We start from the raw sequence: 20,412 nt of genomic DNA, 5'->3' as shown, positions 1-20,412 counted from the left end.
TCGTCCTGGGCCAGGTGTGACGCGAGAGCCCAAGGGGACGGACGTAACGTGGGTGCACCGGGGTCGGACAGTCCGAACACAGGGAGGGACCCCACCCGAAACGTGCGCCCAACGAACCGGACACACATGGTCAATGTGTGTGAAAATTTCACACGTGATCCTCGTCGCCTGAGATGCGGGCCACATTTTGTACCACCCGGCCGGTCATTGGGGTACACCCGTAACAACGGGACATCCGCAGAACCAGCCGCCATCCGCACTCCCCGGACACGTCCGACGACGAGTGCCACGGACGCCGCGCGGCCCATCGAGAAGGCGACGACGACGTGCGACTCACGATTATCGGGTCCTCCGGGAGCTTCCCGGGGCCGGACAGCCCGGCCTCCTGCTATCTGGTAGAGGCCGGAGGGTTCCGGCTCCTGCTCGACATGGGCAACGGATCCCTCGGCACACTGCAGCGACACGTCGACATCTACTCGGTCGACGCCGTCTACCTGAGCCACCTGCACGCCGACCACTGCTTCGACCTGTGCTCGTACTGGGTGGCCCGGATGTTCCCGCCGGGCGGACCCAAACCGCGCATCCCCGTGTACGGCCCCAAGGGCGTCGCACAGCGGGTGGCCGAGGCCTACGGGCTCGACCCGGACCCCGGCATGACCGAGGTCTTCGACTTTCACGAACTCACCCCGGGCACCTTCGACCTGGGCCCCTTCTCCGCGCGGGTCGACACCGTCAACCACCCGGTGGACGCCTTCGGCATCCGCCTGGAGCACGAGGGGTCGAGCCTGACCTACTCCGGGGACACCGGGGCCTGCGACTCGCTGGTCGACCTGGCCACCGACACCGACCTGTTCCTGTGCGAGGCCGCCTTCCACGACCACGTGGAGCACCCCAAGGACATGCACCTGACCGGAAGCGAGGCGGGTGACCACGCGCGCCGCGCCCGCGCCCGCAAGCTGCTGCTCACCCACCTGGTGCCGTGGAACGACGACGAGGTCACGCTCACCGAGGCGCGCTCCACGTACGGCGGCCCCATCGACCTGGCCCGCAGCGGGCAGGTGCACCCCGTCGGAGCCTGACCCGACCGCCCGGCGGAACACGGACCGACCGGGACCGATCGGGCGATGCGGACGTCGGTGGGTGCGGTCGCGGCCCGCGAGGCCGGATCGCGCCCGCACCGACTTCCCCGCGCCCGCACCGGGTGGCCGCCCACGGATATACGCTCGATGACATGGCCCGACCTGACGGACGTGTTCCGACCCAACTCCGCCCTGTGACCATCACCCGCAACTGGCTCCGCCAGGCGGAAGGCTCCGTGCTCATCGAGTTCGGAGACACCCGCGTGCTGTGCGCCGCCACCGTCGAGGACGGTGTGCCCCGCTGGCGGCGGGGCACCGGCGAGGGGTGGGTCACCGCCGAGTACGCGATGCTCCCCCGCGCCACCGACACACGCGGCGCCCGGGAGTCGGTGCGCGGCAAGATCGGCGGCCGCACCCACGAGATCTCCCGCCTCATCGGCCGCTCCCTGCGCGCGGTCGTCGACTTCAAGGCGATGGGCGAGCACACCATCACCCTGGACTGCGACGTGCTCCAGGCCGACGGCGGCACCCGGACCGCCGCCATCACCGGTGCCTACGTCGCGATGGCGGACGCGATGAAGTGGCTGCGCAAGCGCCGCAAGCTCAAGAACAACCCGCTCACCGGATCACTGGCGGCGGTCAGCGTCGGCGTGGTCCAGGGCCAGCCGCGACTGGACCTCAACTACCTGGAGGACTCGGTCGCCCAGACCGACATGAACGTGGTGCTGACCGGCGACGGCCGGTTCGTCGAGGTACAGGGCACGGCCGAGGGCGAGCCGTTCGACCGTGAGCTGCTCAACCAGCTCCTCGACCTGGCGGCCGGCGGCTGCGAGGAACTGACCGCCATCCAGAAGAAGGCACTGTCGGAGTGACCGCGACGAACAGCGTCGGCCCCAGGATCGGCGTTGTTCCGCGTGAAGGGGGAACGGTGAAGATCGTCCTGGCGACCCGCAACGCCAAGAAGGTTCCGGAGATGCGGGCCATCCTCGCGGAGGCGGGTGTGACCGCCGAGGTGCTCGGGCTCGACGCCTTCCCGGACGCGCCGGACGTGCCGGAGACCGAGCCGACGTTCATCGGCAACGCGCTGCTCAAGGCCCGGGCGATCGCCGCCCACACGAACCTGCCGGCCGTGGCCGACGACTCCGGTCTGAGCGTGGACGAACTCCGGGGGATGCCCGGCGTCCTGTCCGCGCGCTGGGCGGGGCGGTCCGGCGGGCAGGACCAGGACCGCGCCAACCTCGACCTGGTCCTGGACCAGCTGGCCGACACCCCGGCCGAGCGCCGGGGCGCGCAGTTCGTGTGCGCCGCGGTCCTCGTGATGCCGGACGGGACCGAGGTGGTCGCCGAGGGCGTCCTCCGCGGACGGGTCATCACCGAGCGGCGGGGCGAGAACGGGTTCGGCTACGACCCCGTATTCGTGCCCGAGGGGGAGAGCAGGACCACCGCGGAGCTGCCCCCGGAGGAGAAGAACGCGATCAGCCACCGTGGCATCGCCTTCCGCAAACTCGCCGGCGACCTCGCGGAGATGATCTGACCGGCGGAGCCGCCACGACGTGACACCAGGTGCTCCCGGGACCCGTGCGGACACGGGGTCCCGGGAGTCCGTGTCCAGGGGGCGGATGTCGGTCACCGGGGTGCGGGTGGCGCCCGGCCGGACGCGGTGACCTCGGTGGAAAAGAATCCTGCCGGGTGTGTTTGAGCTCCGGAGGCGTGGGGGAGGACCACCCATGTCTGACAAGCACATCTCGCTAGACACTAGACACCCGGTCCCCGGCAGGGGATCGAGTAGCCCGGAGGCGTCACTCCGCGGACCTGTCCCTCACAGGACTGCCAACGCGGAACGTCCCCGCGACGGGGTCTCCCCGCCGTACGGACGGATTTGACGCCGCCGGGTCTCTTGTCTAGACTTCACCGAGTCGCAACGGGACGGCGAGAGACCCTCAAGGTCGAGCTCAGCACCGGACCGGACCTCTTCGGTAACAAGCGACATCATCTCCACTTTCCGGCCTTACCGTTCCGAGCACTGATTCGGGTCGGGTAGGCTCCGGGGAGTTGCTTCGAGCGCCGGGCGAATTCGCCAGGTCGGAGAAGCGGAACGGGCTTTACCCCGATCAATTGCTCCGAAACCGCCGATTTGGCGGGGCACGGAACACCTGATAAAGTAAAGACACAACACAGCGAAGAAGCCGCTCACGCGGTGGAAACGCAGACCAGCCTTCCACGGAAGAGCGAACGAACCGAAAAGGGTTCGCAGCTTGTACGGGATGAGCGGTTGTTTCTTGAGAACTCAACAGCGCGTGTTTGATTTTCTTTAAGCCATGTTTGTTTTGGCCCCGTCACACTTCGGTGTGAAGGGTTCCTTTGATTGGCCATCGGAAGATGGTCGGTCAGGATTACTTCTAGGTTTACCCGCCCAGGCCCCCTAGGGTGGCCGGGTTAGGGTTGTATGACCTTTATGGAGAGTTTGATCCTGGCTCAGGACGAACGCTGGCGGCGTGCTTAACACATGCAAGTCGAGCGGTAAGGCCCTTCGGGGTACACGAGCGGCGAACGGGTGAGTAACACGTGAGCAACCTGCCCCTGACTCCGGGATAAGCGGTGGAAACGCCGTCTAATACCGGATACGACCTGTCACCTCATGGTGGCGGGTGGAAAGTTTTTCGGTCGGGGATGGGCTCGCGGCCTATCAGCTAGTTGGTGGGGTAAAGGCCTACCAAGGCGATTACGGGTAGCCGGCCTGAGAGGGCGACCGGCCACACTGGGACTGAGACACGGCCCAGACTCCTGCGGGAGGCAGCAGTGGGGAATATTGCGCAATGGGCGAAAGCCTGACGCAGCGACGCCGCGTGGGGGATGACGGCCTTCGGGTTGTAAACCTCTTTTACCACCAACGCAGGCTCCCAGTTCTCTGGGGGTTGACGGTAGGTGGGGAATAAGGACCGGCTAACTACGTGCCAGCAGCCGCGGTAATACGTAGGGTCCGAGCGTTGTCCGGAATTATTGGGCGTAAAGAGCTCGTAGGCGGCGTGTCGCGTCTGCTGTGAAAGACCGGGGCTTAACTCCGGTTCTGCAGTGGATACGGGCATGCTAGAGGTAGGTAGGGGAGACTGGAATTCCTGGTGTAGCGGTGAAATGCGCAGATATCAGGAGGAACACCGGTGGCGAAGGCGGGTCTCTGGGCCTTACCTGACGCTGAGGAGCGAAAGCATGGGGAGCGAACAGGATTAGATACCCTGGTAGTCCATGCCGTAAACGTTGGGCGCTAGGTGTGGGGACTTTCCACGGTTTCCGCGCCGTAGCTAACGCATTAAGCGCCCCGCCTGGGGAGTACGGCCGCAAGGCTAAAACTCAAAGGAATTGACGGGGGCCCGCACAAGCGGCGGAGCATGTTGCTTAATTCGACGCAACGCGAAGAACCTTACCAAGGTTTGACATCACCCGTGGACCTGCAGAGATGTGGGGTCATTTAGTTGGTGGGTGACAGGTGGTGCATGGCTGTCGTCAGCTCGTGTCGTGAGATGTTGGGTTAAGTCCCGCAACGAGCGCAACCCTTATTCCATGTTGCCAGCACGTAGTGGTGGGGACTCATGGGAGACTGCCGGGGTCAACTCGGAGGAAGGTGGGGACGACGTCAAGTCATCATGCCCCTTATGTCTTGGGCTGCAAACATGCTACAATGGCCGGTACAATGGGCGTGCGATACCGTAAGGTGGAGCGAATCCCTAAAAGCCGGTCTCAGTTCGGATTGGGGTCTGCAACTCGACCCCATGAAGGTGGAGTCGCTAGTAATCGCGGATCAGCAACGCCGCGGTGAATACGTTCCCGGGCCTTGTACACACCGCCCGTCACGTCATGAAAGTCGGCAACACCCGAAACTTGTGGCCTAACCCTTCGGGGAGGGAATGAGTGAAGGTGGGGCTGGCGATTGGGACGAAGTCGTAACAAGGTAGCCGTACCGGAAGGTGCGGCTGGATCACCTCCTTTCTAAGGAGTCTTTACAAGACCAACTCTTTCCTATGGTTGGTCGGACTCGAAAGTGGACCCGGCCTGATGCCCCTTGAGGGTGTTGGTGATCGGGAGTGGCTTTCAGAAGATCGAACTTCACCTCCAACGACTAGAAGCGTTGGGGGGCGCGCTGTTGGGTGTCTGAGGAAGCAACCTCTGGCTGCTGGCTCTCTCTTGCAGGGGGTTGGTGGCCGGTGTTGTTTCCCGCGGACCGCCTCTGAGAACTCTCAGAACTTGGGTGGGGCCCTTGTGGTCTTCTGCTTCTGGTGTGAGTGGTGTCGGGGTGTGCGGTTGGTGTTTTGATTTGTGAATAGTGTGCGCGAGCATCTTATTATCTGTAGTGGCCAAGTGATAGTGGCACACGGTGGATGCCTTGGCATCAGGCGCCGATGAAGGACGTGGGAGGCCGCGATAGGCCACGGGGAGCTGTCAACCGAGCTTTGATCCGTGGGTGTCCGAATGGGGAAACCTAGCCCGAGTTGTGTCGGGTTGCCGCCACCTGAATGTATAGGGTGGTTGGTGGTGACGCGGGGAAGTGAAACATCTCAGTACCCGTAGGAAGAGTAAACAACAGTGATTCCCCTAGTAGTGGTGAGCGAACGGGGAAGAGGCTAAACCGTATGCGTGTGATAGACGGCAGTCGTTGCGTGTGCGGGGTTGTGGGGCGCATCTGTTCGGGTCTGTCGGCCCGGAGCGCTGATGCTGGTGATAGTTGAATCCGTTGGGAAGCGGAACCGTAGTGGGTGAGAGTCCCGTAGACGAAGTTGCCGGCTAGGTGTTGGTGTGTTCCCGAGTAGCGCGGAGCCCGTGAAATTCCGTGTGAATCTGGCAGGACCACCTGCTAAGCCAAAATACGTCCTGATGACCGATAGTGCACTAGTACCGTGAGGGAAAGGTGAAAAGTGCCCCGGTGAGGGGTCGTGAAATAGTACCTGAAACCGTGTGCTGTCAAGCCGTCAGAGCTGAAGCTTGTCTTTGGTGATGGCGTGCCTTTTGAAGAATGAGCCTGCGAGTCATGGTGTGTGGCGAGGTTAACCCGTGTGGGGTAGCCGTAGGGAAACCGAGTCTGAATAGGGCGATTGAGTCGCATGCTGTGGACCCGAAGCGGAGTGATCTACCCATGTCCAGGGTGAAGCGGGGGTAAGACCTCGTGGAGGCCCGAACCCACCAGGGTTGAAAACCTGGGGGATGAGGTGTGGGTAGGGGTGAAAGGCCAATCAAACTCCGTGATAGCTGGTTCTCCCCGAAATGCATTTAGGTGCAGCGTCACGTGTTTCTTGCTGGAGGTAGAGCTACTGTTTGGCTGATGGGCCCGACAAGGTTACTGACGTCAGACAAACTCCGAATGCCGGTTAAGTGAAGCGTGGCAGTGAGACTGCGGGGGATAAGCTTCGTAGTCGAGAGGGAAACAGCCCAGATCATCAGCTAAGGCCCCTAAGCGTGTGCTAAGTGGGAAAGGTTGTGGAGTTGCTGAGACAACCAGGAGGTTGGCTTAGAAGCAGCCATCCTTTAAAGAGTGCGTAATAGCTCACTGGTCAAGTGGTTCTGCGCCGATAATGTAGCGGGGCTTAAGTACACCGCCGAAGCTGTGAAGCCCAGGACTTGTTTCTGGGTTGGTAGGGGAGCGTCGTGCATCCGGGGAAGCTGCCGAGTGATCGTGTGGTGGAGGGTGTGCGAGTGAGAATGCAGGCATGAGTAGCGAAAGCAACGTGAGAAACGTTGCCGCCGATTGACTAAGGGTTCCTGGGGCAGGTTAATCCGCCCAGGGTGAGTCTGGACCTAAGGCGAGGCCGACAGGCGTAGTCGATGGATAACGGGTTGATATTCCCGTACCCGTGCACGAGCGTCCAGTATCGAGGCGACGGATGCTAACCACGCCGGCTCTTGGTGGTCCCTTCGGGGACGGCCTCTGAGCTGGTCTGGGAACCGATGTTGTAGTAGGTAAGTGATGGGGTGACGCAGGAGGGTAGCTCTACCCGGCGGTGGTTGTCCGGGGGTAAGCGTGTAGGCCGGTGTGTTGGCAAATCCGCACACCATGTGGTTGAGACGTGATGCCGAGCCGTTTTTGGTGAAGTGAGTGATCCCATGCTGTCGAGAAAAGCCTCTAGCGAGTTCGTGTGTGGCCAGTACCCTAAACCGACGCAGGTGGTCAGGTAGAGAATACCGAGGCGTTCGGGTGAACCATGGTTAAGGAACTCGGCAAATTGTCCCCGTAACTTTGGGAGAAGGGGAGCCCTGTCTGGTGATGGACCTTTGCGTCTTGAGCTGGGTGGGGTCGCAGATAGCGGGGGGAAGCGACTGTTTATTAAAAACACAGGTCCGTGCGAAGTCGTAAGACGCTGTATACGGACTGACGCCTGCCCGGTGCTGGAACGTTAAGAGGACTGGTTAGTGGGTTTCGGCCTGCGAAGCTGGGAATCTAAGCGCCAGTAAACGGCGGTGGTAACTATAACCATCCTAAGGTAGCGAAATTCCTTGTCGGGTAAGTTCCGACCTGCACGAATGGCGTAACGACTTCCCCACTGTCTCAACCATGGGCCCGGTGAAATTGCACTACGAGTAAAGATGCTCGTTTCGCGCAGCAGGACGGAAAGACCCCGGGACCTTCACTATAGCTTGACATTGGTGTTTGGGATGGTTTGTGTAGGATAGGTGGGAGCCTGTGAGACTGTCACGCTAGTGGCGGTGGAGGCGTTGGTGAAATACCACTCTGACTGTTTCGGGCATCTAACTTTGGACCGTGATCCGGTTCGGGGACAGTGTCTGGTGGGTAGTTTAACTGGGGCGGTTGCCTCCCAAAGAGTAACGGAGGCGCCCAAAGGTTCCCTCAGCCTGGTTGGTAATCAGGTGTTGAGTGTAAGTGCACAAGGGAGCTTGACTGTGAGACGGACGTGTCGAGCAGGAGCGAAAGCTGGGACTAGTGATCCGGCACCGGCGTGTGGAAGCGGTGTCGCTCAACGGCTAAAAGGTACCCCGGGGATAACAGGCTGATCTTCCCCAAGAGTCCATATCGACGGGATGGTTTGGCACCTCGATGTCGGCTCGTCGCATCCTGGGGCTGGAGTTGGTCCCAAGGGTTGGGCTGTTCGCCCATTAAAGCGGCACGCGAGCTGGGTTTAGAACGTCGTGAGACAGTTCGGTCCCTATCCGCTGTGCGCGTTGGAGACTTGAGAAGGGCTGTCCCTAGTACGAGAGGACCGGGACGGACGAACCTCTGGTGTGCCAGTTGTCCTGCCAAGGGCATGGCTGGTTTGCTACGTTCGGGAGGGATAACCGCTGAAAGCATCTAAGCGGGAAGCTTGCTTCGAGATGAGGTCTCCTGCCTCCTTTGAGAGGGTAAGGCTCCCTGTAGACGACGGGGTTGATAGGCCGGGTGTGGAAGCCCTGTGAGGGGTGGAGCTGACCGGTACTAATAGGCCGAGGGCTTGTCCGCTGCAGATAATTGGTTGCTCGCGCATTTTTCACTGTTCACATGGTTTTCCTATCGTGGACTGTGCTCCCTGCTGTTGTGGTGGGTTGAGTGTGGTGTGTGGTGGGTGTTGGTTTCCGTGGTGGTTATGGTGGGAGGGTCACACCCGGTCTCATTCCGAACCCGGTCGTTAAGTCTCCTTGCGCTGATGGTACTGCCCTGTGGTGGGGTGGGAGAGTAGGTTGCTGCCACGGTTTTTCGTTGAAGGGGGAGAGGGCCTTTTGGTCTTCTCCCCCTTTTTTTGTGCCCGGGTTTGTGCGTTTGTGAATGGTGGGTGGTGTGGGGGTGTTGCGGGGGGTGGGGTCCCCCCGGTTTCCATTGGATCGTGGGTGTGGGTGGGTCCGCCAGGGGCGGTGGTCGGCCTGTGGACAACGTGAGGGTTCGAGGGAGGGGTGAGCGACCACCGAATTCGGTTCGGTGGGAGAATTCGGGCATGACGACAACGATTCCGGTGAACCTTCTCGCCGCCGCAGAAGCGGCGAAGGGCTTCATGCCCACTGACGAAGGCACGGTGCTCTTCGAGACCGCGTGCGAGTACGCCCATCTGGGGCCGATCGTGGAGATCGGGACGTATTGCGGGAAGTCCACCATCTTTCTGGGTGCCGCCGCGCGTGCGACCGGTGGCAAGGTCCTCACGGTTGACCACCACCGGGGGTCGGAGGAGCACCAGGAGGGCTGGGAGTACCACGACACCTCGCTCGTCGACCAGGAGACGGGGAAGTTCGACACGTTGCCGCACTTCCGCCGCACCATCACCGCGGCGGGCCTGGACGACGAGGTGATCGCGGTGGTCGGCCGCTCGTCCGACGTCGCTGGTGTGTGGGGTACTCCGCTCGGCATGCTCTTCATCGACGGCGGGCACAGCGAGGAGGCCGCGCAGGCCGACTACGCGGGTTGGAGCCCTCACGTGGCTCCCGGAGGCGCGCTGGTCATCCACGACGTGTTCCCCGACCCCGCGGACGGCGGCAGGCCGCCGTACAACATCTACTGCCGCGCGCTGGAGTCGGGACTGTTCGAGGAGGTACGCGCGGTGGGGTCCATGCGGGTCCTGCGGCGGACCGCCTGACGCGGAGTGCGGACCACGTGGGGGTGACGGGGACCTCCGAGGTGCCCGTCACCACCACGCGTGATCGTGGCCGCGCGCGACTCGCGTCGTCCCGGAAACCCCCGAACACCAGCGCCAGGGCAATACACTCTTACGCAGGGTAAGCCTTCGGTAAGAAGCGACTGTGTGGTTATGGACTCGGCCTTGTGGCGGTTACGGGCGGGTATCGTGGCGACGAGGGCGAAGCGACGTTGGCGAAATCCCCGAAATACCGCTTCGGCCCAGACTCGAACTGAACCGATCCGGGGTACCCGCGCGTCAAACATCAGGACGGCACGGTGCCGGACGTGATTTGCCATGGGGGCGGGGAGCTGAGCGAGAGCACACACGGCGCGGACGGGACGGACGGACAGCGTCCCGAGGAACACACGCCGGAGACCAGAGACACCTCTGCTGAGGCACTGTCCGCACAGAACACTCCTGAGGACGGGGCACCCGTCGTCGAGGGCGCGGAATCCGTGTCCACGGACTCCGGCGACTCCACGGACGACCGGCCCGAGCAGCCGGAGCCCGAGTTCATCAGCCCGATCACCTTCAAGACCAGCGGTTCGTTCTTCCGTGAGCGGGTCGCCCGTAGCCTTGCCGAGCAGGGCTTCGACTCCGACTCCGACGGTGACGCCCAGGACGACACCGATGCCGGCGCCGATCCGGACGCTGTTTCGGACACGGAGGCGCGGGAGACCGACGACACGGACGGGCCCGGAGCCTTCCCCTCCTCCGCGGTCGAGCCCGAGCCCGTCGTGCCCGAGTCCGATGACGCGTCAACCGGAGACTCCGACACCGAACCCGCGACGGAGCAGATTCCCGTCATCGGGGCGGACACGGCCGAGTCGGCCGAACCCGCCGAACCGGCTGCGCCGGACGCTCCGGAGGAGACGACGGCGCCCGCCGGAACGGACTGGTTCGCCAAGCCCGCACCCGCCGCCGAGCGGACCGGTACGGACTCCTCCGACCGGGACACGTCGGACACCGAACACGCGGCCGCCGCTGAGACCGACCCCCCTGACACGTCCGCTGCGGCGGAGCAGGCGGGCGGTCCCGGCGCGTCCGGCACGCCCGCCGAGGGCACACCGTCCTTCAGCACCGCTCCGGACGATGTCGAGCCCTCGCTGTGGCCGGAGCCCCGCCGGCTCTCGCAGCACACCTCGACGCCGCCGGAGGGCCTCAACCTCACGGAGACGGCCGCGCGGCCCGATGGTGGGGACAGGACGGCTTCGGGCGACACGCCCGCCGCTGGATCCTCCTCGGCGGCCGCCGCGGCCGGAGCCGCGGGCCTGCCCGGAGTGGTGGGCGCCGCTTCGTACTCGGACGGCGCCGGCGCGTCGGGTACTCCGCACACGCCGGAGACCGCGGACACCGGTGCCGACGCCTCGCACGCCTCCGCAGGCCACGGTGGCCCCGATGGGCAGGGAGCCCCGGGCACGTCCGGCGCGGCCGCCTCCGGCGCCGCACCGCTGTCCCACGGGCCCGGTGGCCCCTCCGGCCCGGGCGGGCCCAAGGGACCCGGTGGTCCGGGTGGACCGACGGGTCCGGGCGGCTCCAAGGGCGGCAAGGGCAAGAAGGGGGGCAAGGCCAAGAAGCCGCTGTGGTGGCGGATCCTGCGCGTGTTCCTCATCGTCGCGGGTCTCGGCGTCATCGCCGGCTGCGCCGCCTTCGCCTTCCTCTACACCACGATCGAGGTCCCCGACGCGGCCCAGGCCGACGCCCTCACGGAGAGCTCCACCTTCTACTACTCCGACGGTGAGACCGCCTTCGCCGAACGCGGGGACGACCGCGAGATCATCTCCTACTCCGAGATGACCGAGGGCGGCGACCACATCGTCGACGCGGTGATCTCCGCCGAGGACCGCGGCTTCTGGACGGAGCCCGGCGTCTCGGTGCGCGGCACCACCCGTGCCGTGTGGTCGACCATCACCGGCCAGCAGGTCCAGGGCGGGTCCACCGTGACCCAGCAGATGGTCCGCAACTACTACGAGGGCGTCTCCCGCGAGCAGACGGTCAGCCGGAAGATCCAAGAGATCATCATCGCCATCAAGATCGACCAGAGCGAGTCGAAGGAGTGGGTGATGGAGCAGTATCTCAACACCATCTACTTCGGCCGCCAGGCGTACGGCGTGCAGGCCGCCGCGGAGGCGTACTACCACAAGGACGTCCAGGACCTCAGCCGTGGAGAGGCCGCCTTCCTGGCGGCCGCGATCCAGCAGCCGAGCCACTTCGGTACGGCCGACGTGGAGACGACGCCCGAGATGGAGCAGCGCTGGCAGTACGTCGTCGACGGCATGGTCACCACCGGCAGCATCAGCCAGTCCGAGGCCGACAAGATGGAGTTCCCGACCCCGGAGCCCGAACGGGCCACGCCCGGAATGGACCTGAGCGGGTACCGGGGCTACATGCTCCAGGAGGCGATGAGCGAGCTGGAGCGGCTCGGCTACACCGAGGACATGATCAACCGGCAGGGCTACCGGATCGTCACCACGTTCGACAAGGACATGATGGACGCCGCCTACGACGCGGTCACCGGGATCGTGCCGCAGGAGGACATGCCCGAGGGGATCAACATCGGTCTGAGCACCGTCGACCCGGAGACCGGTGAGGTGCTGGCCTTCTTCGGCGGCCACGACTACAACGACAACCAGTACGACAGCTCGTTCCTCGGTTCGGCGCAGGCCGGATCGGCGTTCAAGCCCTATGTGCTGGCCACTGCGCTGAAGCAGGGCATCGGCCTGAACACGACCGTGGACGGTCGCGGCCCGCAGACCATCAACGGCTCGACCATCCAGAACGCGGGCAACGCGCCCGGCGGCGTCATGACGCTCAGCCAGGCGACCCAGGTCTCCAACAACCTCGGGTACATCGAGCTCGCCCAGCGGGTGGGCTTCGAGGAGATCCGTCAGACCGCCTACGACGCGGGCCTGCCGGAGAACAGCATCACGGACAACCAGCTCGTCCCGGTCATGCCGCTGGGCGCGAACAGCGTCCGGCCCATCGACCAGGCGAGCGGGTACGGGACCTTCGCCAACGGCGGCACGCACGTCGAGGCGCACGTGGTCAGGGAGATCGTCAACTCCGAGGGCGAGAACGAGCGCCCGGAGGTGGAGAGCGACCGGGCCTTCTCCGAGGACGTCGCCGCGGACCTGACCTACGCCCTGGAGGGCGTCGCCAACAGCGGTACCGGCCGGAACGCGAACCTGTGGGACCCGAACCACCCCACCGCGGGCAAGACGGGAACCGTCAGGGACGAGCAGAACGGTGGAACCGCCGCGGCCTGGTTCGTGGGCTACACGCCGCAGCTCTCGACGTCCGTCGGCGTGTACAGCGACAGCAACAGCGCCTTCACCATCCCGGGGCAGAACATCTCCAGTGTCGGCCTGCCGTCGACGATCTGGAACACCTACATGTCGGCGGTGGTGTCGGAGTTCGAACCCGCCTCCTTCCCAGGGCCGGCGTTCGTCGGCACGAACGAGAACTGGGCGCCGGACCTGTCCACGGAGACCCCGGACGCACCGGTGGAGAATGACGACGACGTCACCGACGTCCCGGTGGACCCGGAGCCGGAGGTTCCGGTCGAGCCCGAGCCGGAGGTTCCGGTCGAGCCGGCTCCGCCGGACCCGGGCACCGGGGGCGACGGAACCGAGGACCCGGGCACGGGTGAGCCCGGTGACGGCGGCACGATCTTCCCGCCCCCGCGCGAGGAAGAGGAGTAGCGCCGAACGGCGCCCGTGAGAACGACGACGCCCCCGTTCCGCCCTGAGGCGGGACGGGGGCGTCTTCACGGTCGCGGGGTGTCGTCCCAGGTGTGCAGGAAGATCCGGGAGCCCTCCGTGGTGCGGGTGAGGGCGTCCACCGCCAGGATCACCGCCGCCGAGGTCCACGTACTCCGCTCGACGGGCCAGCGCACCTGTTCGGCGAACTGGTAGCCCGTCCAGTAGACGCCGTCGTCGGCGTCGCGCAGGTGCTGGACCTCGCGCAGGATCCGGACCGCCGTCTCGTGCTCGCCCATGGCGGCCAGGGCCAGCACCAGCTCCGAGGACTCCGCCGCGGTGACCCACGGCTGGTCGCTCACGCAGCGCACGCCCAGTCCGGCCACCACGAACCGGTCCCAGCGGTCCCGGATGCGCTCCTTGGCGGCCACCCCGCGCACCGCGCCGCCCAGGACGGGATAGAACCAGTCCATCGAGAAGCGGGCGCGGTCGGCGAACAGGTCCTCGTGCTCGTTGATGAGCACGGCCAGCGTGTCGGCGGCGGCCGTCCACTCGGGGCGGTCGTGGCCGAGCCGGGCGCCGAGCGCGGCACCGCAGCGCAGTGCGTGGTGCACGCTCGCGCACACCGTGAGCAGGGCGTGGTCCCCCGCGGAGCCGTCCTCGTCGCGTGCCCACAGGATCTCGCCGTGCTCCCCGCGCAGGGCCAGCACGAACTCCAGCCCGCTGTCCACCACGGGCCACATCCGTGCGGCGAAGCCGGAGTCGCCGGTGGTGAGCAGGTGGTGGAACAGGCCGACCGCGGGGTAGGCGGCGTGGTTGGCCTCGCGCAGCCCGGTCACGGCCCTGCCCTGGCGGAACTTGGCCGGCCAGCCGCCGTCCGGGAGCCGGGTCCGCTCCAGCCACCGGTAGGCGCGGCGGGCGGCCTCGGCGTGCGCGGGCACGGCCGTGCCGGTCACGGTCAGGGCCATGGCGCACTCGACGTGGTCCCACACGTCGGTGTGCCCGCCCGGGAACCACGGGAGCGCCCCGTCGGGCTCCTGGCTGTGCACCAGGTAGTCGGCGGAGCGGATCAGCTCCTCGGCGCTGAGCAGGCCCGGCAGGCGCAGGGCCTCGGCGGCGGGGGCGGCGGCCCCCATCAGGCGGCGGTACGCGGCTTGCGCACGTACACCACGACGCTCTTGCCGATCACCGGGTTGAGCAGCCGCTCGGCCACGCGGGTGACCTTCGGGGCCTGGAGCATGTCCCATACCAGCATCCGGTGGTAGGCCTGGGCCAGCGGGTGGTCGTCGTTGTCGGTGCCCACCGCGCACTTGATCCACCAGTACGGCGCGTGCAGGGCGTGCGCGTGGTGGTGCGGGCCGATCTCGAACCCGGTGGCCTTGAGCTTGGCCTCCAGTTCGGCGCGCGTGTAGATGCGGATGTGCCCGCCCTCGTTGGTGTGGTACTGCTCCGACAGCGCCCAGCACAGGCGTTCGGGCAGGAAGCTCGGTACCGTCACCGCCGCGATCCCGCCGGGCTTGAGCACGCGGAACAGTTCCCGCATCGCGGCGGTGTCGTGCGGCAGGTGCTCGAAGATCTCGGCGGCCACGACGCGGTCGAAGCTCGCGTCGTCGAAGGGCATGTCCAGGGCGTCGCCCTTGACGGTCTCGGCGGTCGCGCCCTCGGGGGCCTCACCCTCGGCGCGCATGGCCGCGAACATGGTGTCGACCTCGGCGAGGTCGCCGACGTTCTGGTCGAAGGCCACGACGTCGGCGCCGCGGCGGTAGATCTCGAAGGCGTGGCGGCCACCGCCGCAGCCCAGGTCGAGCACGCGTCGGCCCGGGCCGACGGGGAACAGGTTGAAGTCGACGGTGATCAGTGGAGGCTCCTCGTGGAAGATGCGGGACGTGCTGCGCGGCCCGCCGGGGTCAGGCGCCGTTCGCGCGGGCCCGCGCGGAGGCGGGCCGGGTGTCGCCGTCGGCGGGGCGGCGGCCCGTGACGGCGGCGATGGTGTCGGCGTAGCGCCGGGCGGTGAGTTCGGCGACGGCGCTCCAGGTGAAGCGTTCCTGGACACGCCGCCAGGCGGCGGCGCCCATGCGGTCGCGCTCCCGGTCGTCGTCCAGGAGGGCGCCGAGCGCCCCGGCCAGGACGTCGGGGTCGCCCGGGGGGACCAGGCGCCCGGCGTCGCCGTCGGTGCCGACGACCTCGGGCAGGGCGCCGGCGTGGCTGGCGACCAGCGGGGTCGCGCAGGCCATCGCCTCCACGGCGGGCAGGGAGAAGCCCTCGTAGAAGGAGGGGACGACCGCGACCTGGGCGGAGGCGATGAGGGTGGCCAGGGCGGTGTCGTCGATGCCGTTGACGAACTCGACGCGGTCGCGCAGGCCCAGTTCGTCCACGAGCCGGTCGGTGGGGCCGCCCGGTTTGGGGCGGCTGACGATGGTCAGGGAGACCTCGCGCTCGGTGGCGAGTTTGGCGGCGGCGCGCAGCAGGGTTCCCACGCCCTTGAGGGGGCTGTCGGCGCTTGCGGTGCACACGATGCGGCCGGGGACGCGTTCGACCTCGGGGCGGGGGTGGAAGTAGCGGGTGTCGACGCCGAGCGGGGTGACCTCCATGGTGGCGGGGTCGACGCCGAACTCGCGGGCGATGTCGTCGGCGGAGGAACGGGAGGGGACGAGGATCGGGTCGAGTCTGCGGGCGACCCTGGCCTGCATGGACACGAACCCGTACCAGCGGCGCTTGGACAGCTTCTGCAGGCCGCGGGCCTCGGCGAGTTCGATGCGGCGGTCCACGCTGATGGGGTGGTGGATGGTGGTGACCAGCGGTAGGCCGGCGGCCCGGACGCCGAGCAGGCCCCAGCCGAGGGTCTGGTTGTCGTGGACGACGTCGAAGTCGGCCAGGCGGCGGCGCAGCGCGCGGTTGGCGCGCAGCGAGAAGGTGAGGGGCTCGGGGAAGCCGGCGGTCCACATGGTGGCGACCTCCAGGACGTCGATCCAGTCACGCCACTCGCGCACGGGCGGGGTGGTGAAGGGGTCGACGTCGTTGTAGAGGTCCAGGGAGGGGACCTTCTCCAGGGTGACGCCCTCGTCGAGGACGGGGTAGGGCTGGCCGGAGAAGACGGTGACCTGGTGGCCGAGCGCGGCCAGTTCCCGGGAGAGGTGGCGGACGTAGACGCCCTGGCCGCCGCAGTGCTCCTTGCTCCGGTAGGAGAGCAGGGCGACGCGCAGGGGGCGGTCGTCGGCAGGCCGGGGGGACGGTCCCGTGCTGTGGCCCGACTGGGTCAAGAGTCCACCTCTTCGTTGGGTCGCGGGCCCGGTCGCCGCCGTGCGTCGCGGGAGCGTCGGCGGGGTGGTCGTCACCGCCGGCGCGGGTGCGCGTGTTCGCCGTTGAACAGGCGTGGGCGCCCCATATGTTACTCGGCAGTCATGTCCGGGTCGGCGCCGGGCTGGTTGGTACACGGATCCTATGCGGGGCGCCCGGAGGAGCGAACGGCGACCCAGCGCGGCAGGGGCGCGGTGCCGGGGCCCGGGGAGGTGGTCCGGGCGGCGCGCCGGCGCTCCTCCAGCGTGCGCAGGTGGGCGGCGGTCTCCGAGGCGGCCATGTGGCGCGCCATCAGCCGCATGTCCGACCAGGAGCGCCGCCAGGGCAGTCGGGAGGTGACGTCCCACAGGGTGGCGGGGCCGTCGCCGAGCAGGGCGGCGATCTGGTCGAGGCGCTCCTCGTGGTGGGCGGTGATCTCGCCCGCGCGTGCGGGGGTGCCGCGGAAGCGGGTCTCGTGTGAGGGAAGGCACAGGAGGCGGTCGGCGCCGGGCAGGCGGCTCACGCGATCCTGGGAGCGCAGGAAGTCGCCCAGCGGGTCGCCGTCGGGGGAGTCGAGGGGGAACTGGCCCACGTGCGGGGTGATGCGCGGAAGGACGTGGTCGCCGGTGAAGAGGAGTCCGCCGTCGGCCAGGTGCAGGCACAGGTGGCCGGGGGTGTGGCCCGGTGTCCATACCGCGCGCAGGTCGCGTCCGGGCAGGTCGACGGTGGCACCGTCGGCGAGGACGAGGTCGGGCACGGCCGGCGGGGCGAGGACGTGGGGGTCGGCGCGGAAGGCGTCGAGGTCCTCGGCGGGGAATCCGGCGAGGAGGAGTTGGTCGGCGATGGAGTCGGCGCGTTCGGTCTCGCTCGCCGCGGCCAGGCGCTCGGTGACGGCGATGTCGGCCGGGTGCATGGCGGTCCAGGCGTCGGAGTGCTCGCGCAGCCGCCCGACGAGCCCGGTGTGGTCGGGGTGGAAGTGGGTGAGGACGGCTCCGCGGATCTGGTCCATGGTGTGGCCGGTCTGTTTGACGCCTTCGACGAGGGCGTCCCAGGACTCGTCGTGGTTCCAGCCGGTGTCGACGAGGACGGGGCCCTCGGAGCCGGTGAGCAGGTAGACGTAGGTGAAGCCGAGCGGGTTGCCGGGGATGGGGACCGGCAGGCTCCACACGCCGTCGCCGATGTCCTCGACCGGGGGAACGTCAGGCATCGGGGGGCACCCTCTCCACTAGAAACCGAATCTGGTTCGATACTAGGTGCGCGCCGAGGGCCGACCGGGCGCCGGGTGGGCAAGTCACCCGATCCCGCGCAATTAGAACATATTCTACAAAGCCTTCCGGGGTGACCCGAAACCCCGGGTCCAAGCTTCGTATTGTTACTGCCACGTCGGGCAATGAGGCGTGCGTCATGGGTTCCAACGGCTGCGCGGGAGGGAATGCGTTAGATAACGTGTTCTCATCAGGCTGGTGTTCCTCCCAGAGCGTCGGCCGCGACAGCTGGTGGATCGTCCGGGTCAGGTTGGCGGGGCCCGGGTCGACGACGAAGGGGAGAGAGTCCTGTGGCGGTGCACGCATCACCGAGTGGAGCGATGTCGCGAACCCAGACCCAGCGCCGCAAGCGCATCGTCCAGACGGCGGCCGCGCTGGCCGTGCGCGGAGGTGTGGAGGCCATGCAGATGCGCTCGGTCGCCGAGCGCGCGGGAGTCGCCCTGGGCACCCTCTACCGGTACTTCCCCTCCAAGATGGACCTCGTGGTGGCCGTGGTCACCGAGGAACTCGACCTGTTGGAGGGCGGGATCGTCCGGCGCCCGCCGACCGCCGACACCCCCGCCGGCCGCGCCGTCGACGTCTTCCTGCGCGCCACCCGGGGGCTGATGCGCGAGCCCGAACTCGCCGACGCGCTGGTCCGCTCGCTCATCATGGCCGAGGTCAAGATGGAGCTGGACGTGCGGATCTCCGACCTCGTGTGGCGGGTGGCCACCGGTGCCCTGGAGGGCGCGAGGGCCGCCGGGCACGGGGCCGAGGGTGAGGGCGAGGACTCCGGTACCGCCGCCGGGACCAGTGTCGACCGGGAGAGCACCGGCTACGTGCTGGTGAGCTCACTGACCAGCGTGTGGATCTTCGAGCTGGTGGAGATCCTCAAGGGCCGCCGCGACGTCGACGAGGTGGAGCGCCGGCTGCACGTGGCCGCCGAACGCCTGCTCGCCTCCTTCTGAGGCCGGGCTCCCGCCCGGCCGACCGCATCCCGCATCCCGCTCCCCGCTTCCCGCTTCCCGCGGCCCTCAGCCACCGCCGACGAGGAAGTCCCACAGCCCGGTCAGCAGTCCGCCGCCCGGGTCCTCCTCGGGCAGCCCGCCGTCGTCCCCCTCGTCCTGGCCGCTGTCGGACGGCTCGTCCGAGGGCGACTCGCTGGGAGCCTCCGGTGCGGGCGGCGCTGTCGCCTCGTCGCCGCCGTCCTCGGGTGTGCCGGTCGCGTCCTGCTCGGTCGCCGACGGCTCCGTCCCGTCCTGGGCGGGCGCCTGCTCGGTGGTCTCCTGGACCGTGCCGGTGCCGGGCACCTGGGTGGTCCGGTCGGTCGGACCGGCGGCCGGTTTGCCGTCCGAGGCGGTCGAGACCGCCTCCACCTCCCTCGAAGGGCTCTGTTCGGCGTCGACCGGGCCGGTGCCGATCACGGCGGTGGGTCCGCCGACGGCGCTGGCCCACGACCACAGGGCGACCGCCACGACGACCGTGGCGACGCCGGAGACGGCCGGCAGCGGCCACCGGCGGCGGGTCGTCCCCGCCTCGTCGCCGCCGCCGGTGCCGTCGGGGCCGGGAAGCCGGGTGACGGTCTCGGTGCGCACGGGGTGGTCGCGGGTGGTGAGCCGGTCCCCGGGCAGGGCGCGCGGCAGCGGTTCGGCGGCGGGCTCGGCGGGAGCGGCGGCCTCCTCCTCCACCGGTCTGGTCAGGCGCGAGCGGTGCAGGGGGTATCCGTCGCTGGTGAGCGGGTGCATGGCCGCGGCGATGTGCTCGCGCTCCTCGGCCAGCGCGGGGTCGGTGCTGGTGCGCACGACCAGGGCGCGCAGCGCGGGCGGCGGGCCGGGCGGGCGCAGCAGGGCCAGGGCGGAGGAGACCTGCTGGACCTTGGCGCGCCATCCGGTGGTGGAGGGGTCCTCCTCACCCAGGGCCAGGGGGCGCTGGTGGGGGTCGATGCCCTCCAGGCCCTCGGCGGCGCGGCGGATCGCCGAGCGGGAGAGTTCGCCGCAGATCTGGTCGTCCAGGCCCAGGACGCGGGCGACGGCGCCGGTGGACAGGGCGTGGCGCAGGTTGAGCTCGACCAGTTCGCGGTGGCTGGCGGGCAGGCGGGAGAACATCCGGGCGACCGGTGCCTCGGCGGGCACGGTGGCCAGGCGGGTGTAGGGGCAGGTGTGCGCGAAGCCGCGCCGCTGACAGGCGGAGCGGGTCAGGGCGTAGAGCCAGGGGCCGCGGTCGGCGGGGTCGGCGCGTTCGCCGTCCAGGACCACGCCCGCGACCAGGGCGTCGTGGACGGCCTCGGCGACCGGGTCGCCGCCGGTCTCCCGGGTGTCCTGGCCGCCGTGGTCGGCGGTGCGCGCGGCGGTGGTGGCGCGTCCGGGGTCGGCGCCGCCGCCCAACAGTGACCAGGCGTACCGGTACAGCGCGGGTGCGAAGGCGTCGTAGAGCGCCTCGACTTCCGCCGGTTCGTCGGTTTCGTTAACTCTGGTCACGTTTCTCCCCCCGCTTCCTTCCGTGAACGTAGCGGGGGGAGGCCGGTCGCGTGGGT

Annotated in this window: 11 protein-coding genes and 3 rRNA genes; 9 read left to right on the top strand and 5 right to left on the bottom strand. The window is 67.7% G+C overall.

The window, feature by feature from the left end; genetic code table 11:
* Nucleotides 1–326: 326 nt before the first annotated feature.
* The 8 genes from HNR10_RS08795 to HNR10_RS08760 all read left to right on the top strand — a co-directional run bounded on the left by HNR10_RS08795 (nt 327) and on the right by HNR10_RS08760 (nt 13,362).
* A complete protein-coding gene (locus HNR10_RS08795) occupies nt 327–1,079 on the top strand; it encodes an MBL fold metallo-hydrolase (protein ID WP_179822303.1) in 753 nt (250 codons plus the stop codon).
* Between the two features lie 152 nt (nt 1,080–1,231).
* Nucleotides 1,232–1,951, top strand: a complete 720-nt coding sequence (gene rph / locus HNR10_RS08790; protein ID WP_179822302.1) for a ribonuclease PH — start codon at nt 1,232–1,234, stop codon at nt 1,949–1,951.
* 56 nt (nt 1,952–2,007) lie between these two features.
* Entirely contained in the window at nt 2,008–2,613 is a 606-nt protein-coding gene (gene rdgB, locus HNR10_RS08785) for an RdgB/HAM1 family non-canonical purine NTP pyrophosphatase (protein WP_179822300.1), read from the top strand.
* A 918-nt stretch (nt 2,614–3,531) separates the two neighbouring features.
* Nucleotides 3,532–5,063 (top strand): 16S ribosomal RNA (locus HNR10_RS08780).
* A gap of 362 nt (nt 5,064–5,425) precedes the next feature.
* Nucleotides 5,426–8,518: ribosomal RNA gene (locus HNR10_RS08775) — 23S ribosomal RNA — on the top strand.
* Between the two features lie 113 nt (nt 8,519–8,631).
* Nucleotides 8,632–8,747, top strand: a 5S ribosomal RNA gene (rrf, locus tag HNR10_RS08770).
* The 16S, 23S and 5S rRNA genes sit together here, the layout of an rRNA operon.
* A gap of 239 nt (nt 8,748–8,986) precedes the next feature.
* Entirely contained in the window at nt 8,987–9,619 is a 633-nt protein-coding gene (locus HNR10_RS08765; RefSeq protein WP_179822298.1) for a class I SAM-dependent methyltransferase, read from the top strand.
* A gap of 317 nt (nt 9,620–9,936) precedes the next feature.
* On the top strand, nt 9,937–13,362 hold the full coding sequence (locus tag HNR10_RS08760; protein WP_179822296.1) for a transglycosylase domain-containing protein: 3,426 nt from the start codon (nt 9,937–9,939) through the stop codon (nt 13,360–13,362).
* Between the two features lie 65 nt (nt 13,363–13,427).
* On the opposite strand, the gene HNR10_RS08755 is transcribed toward HNR10_RS08760, so the two are convergent.
* From HNR10_RS08755 to HNR10_RS08740, 4 genes are all read right to left on the bottom strand, one after another.
* Complete coding sequence (locus HNR10_RS08755; protein ID WP_179822295.1) at nt 13,428–14,495, bottom strand: glucosidase family protein; 1,068 nt, start codon at nt 14,493–14,495, stop codon at nt 13,428–13,430.
* Nucleotides 14,495–15,160, bottom strand: a complete 666-nt coding sequence (locus HNR10_RS08750; RefSeq protein WP_246406880.1) for a class I SAM-dependent methyltransferase — start codon at nt 15,158–15,160, stop codon at nt 14,495–14,497. The genes HNR10_RS08755 and HNR10_RS08750 overlap by 1 nt, the downstream gene beginning before the upstream one ends.
* Nucleotides 15,161–15,266: 106 nt before the next feature.
* Nucleotides 15,267–16,619, bottom strand: a complete 1,353-nt coding sequence (locus HNR10_RS08745) for a glycosyltransferase family 4 protein (protein ID WP_179822293.1) — start codon at nt 16,617–16,619, stop codon at nt 15,267–15,269.
* Between the two features lie 179 nt (nt 16,620–16,798).
* A complete protein-coding gene (locus HNR10_RS08740; RefSeq protein ID WP_179822291.1) occupies nt 16,799–17,842 on the bottom strand; it encodes an MBL fold metallo-hydrolase in 1,044 nt (347 codons plus the stop codon).
* Nucleotides 17,843–18,190: 348 nt separating this feature from the next.
* Between HNR10_RS08740 and HNR10_RS08735 the strand changes: the two genes are divergently transcribed.
* Nucleotides 18,191–18,847, top strand: a complete 657-nt coding sequence (locus HNR10_RS08735; protein ID WP_179822290.1) for a TetR family transcriptional regulator — start codon at nt 18,191–18,193, stop codon at nt 18,845–18,847.
* 66 nt (nt 18,848–18,913) lie between these two features.
* On the opposite strand, the gene HNR10_RS08730 is transcribed toward HNR10_RS08735, so the two are convergent.
* Nucleotides 18,914–20,356: an RNA polymerase sigma factor gene (locus HNR10_RS08730; protein ID WP_179822288.1), complete on the bottom strand. Its 1,443-nt coding sequence runs from the start codon at nt 20,354–20,356 to the stop codon at nt 18,914–18,916.
* Nucleotides 20,357–20,412: the final 56 nt, after the last annotated feature.

This window comes from Nocardiopsis aegyptia (genome assembly GCF_013410755.1).
Lineage (GTDB): Bacteria > Actinomycetota > Actinomycetes > Streptosporangiales > Streptosporangiaceae > Nocardiopsis > Nocardiopsis aegyptia.
Note: the sequence above shows the minus strand (reverse complement) of the source record. Positions and strands in the feature narration are given on the sequence as shown.

Coding starts and splice junctions, on each gene's coding strand:
- rph (WP_179822302.1), top strand. CDS start 1,232: ATGGCCCGACCTGACGGACGTGTTCCGACCCAACTCCGCCCTGTGACC.
- HNR10_RS08765 (WP_179822298.1), top strand. CDS start 8,987: ATGACGACAACGATTCCGGTGAACCTTCTCGCCGCCGCAGAAGCGGCG.
- HNR10_RS08755 (WP_179822295.1), bottom strand. CDS start 14,495: ATGGGGGCCGCCGCCCCCGCCGCCGAGGCCCTGCGCCTGCCGGGCCTG.
- HNR10_RS08740 (WP_179822291.1), bottom strand. CDS start 17,842: ATGCCTGACGTTCCCCCGGTCGAGGACATCGGCGACGGCGTGTGGAGC.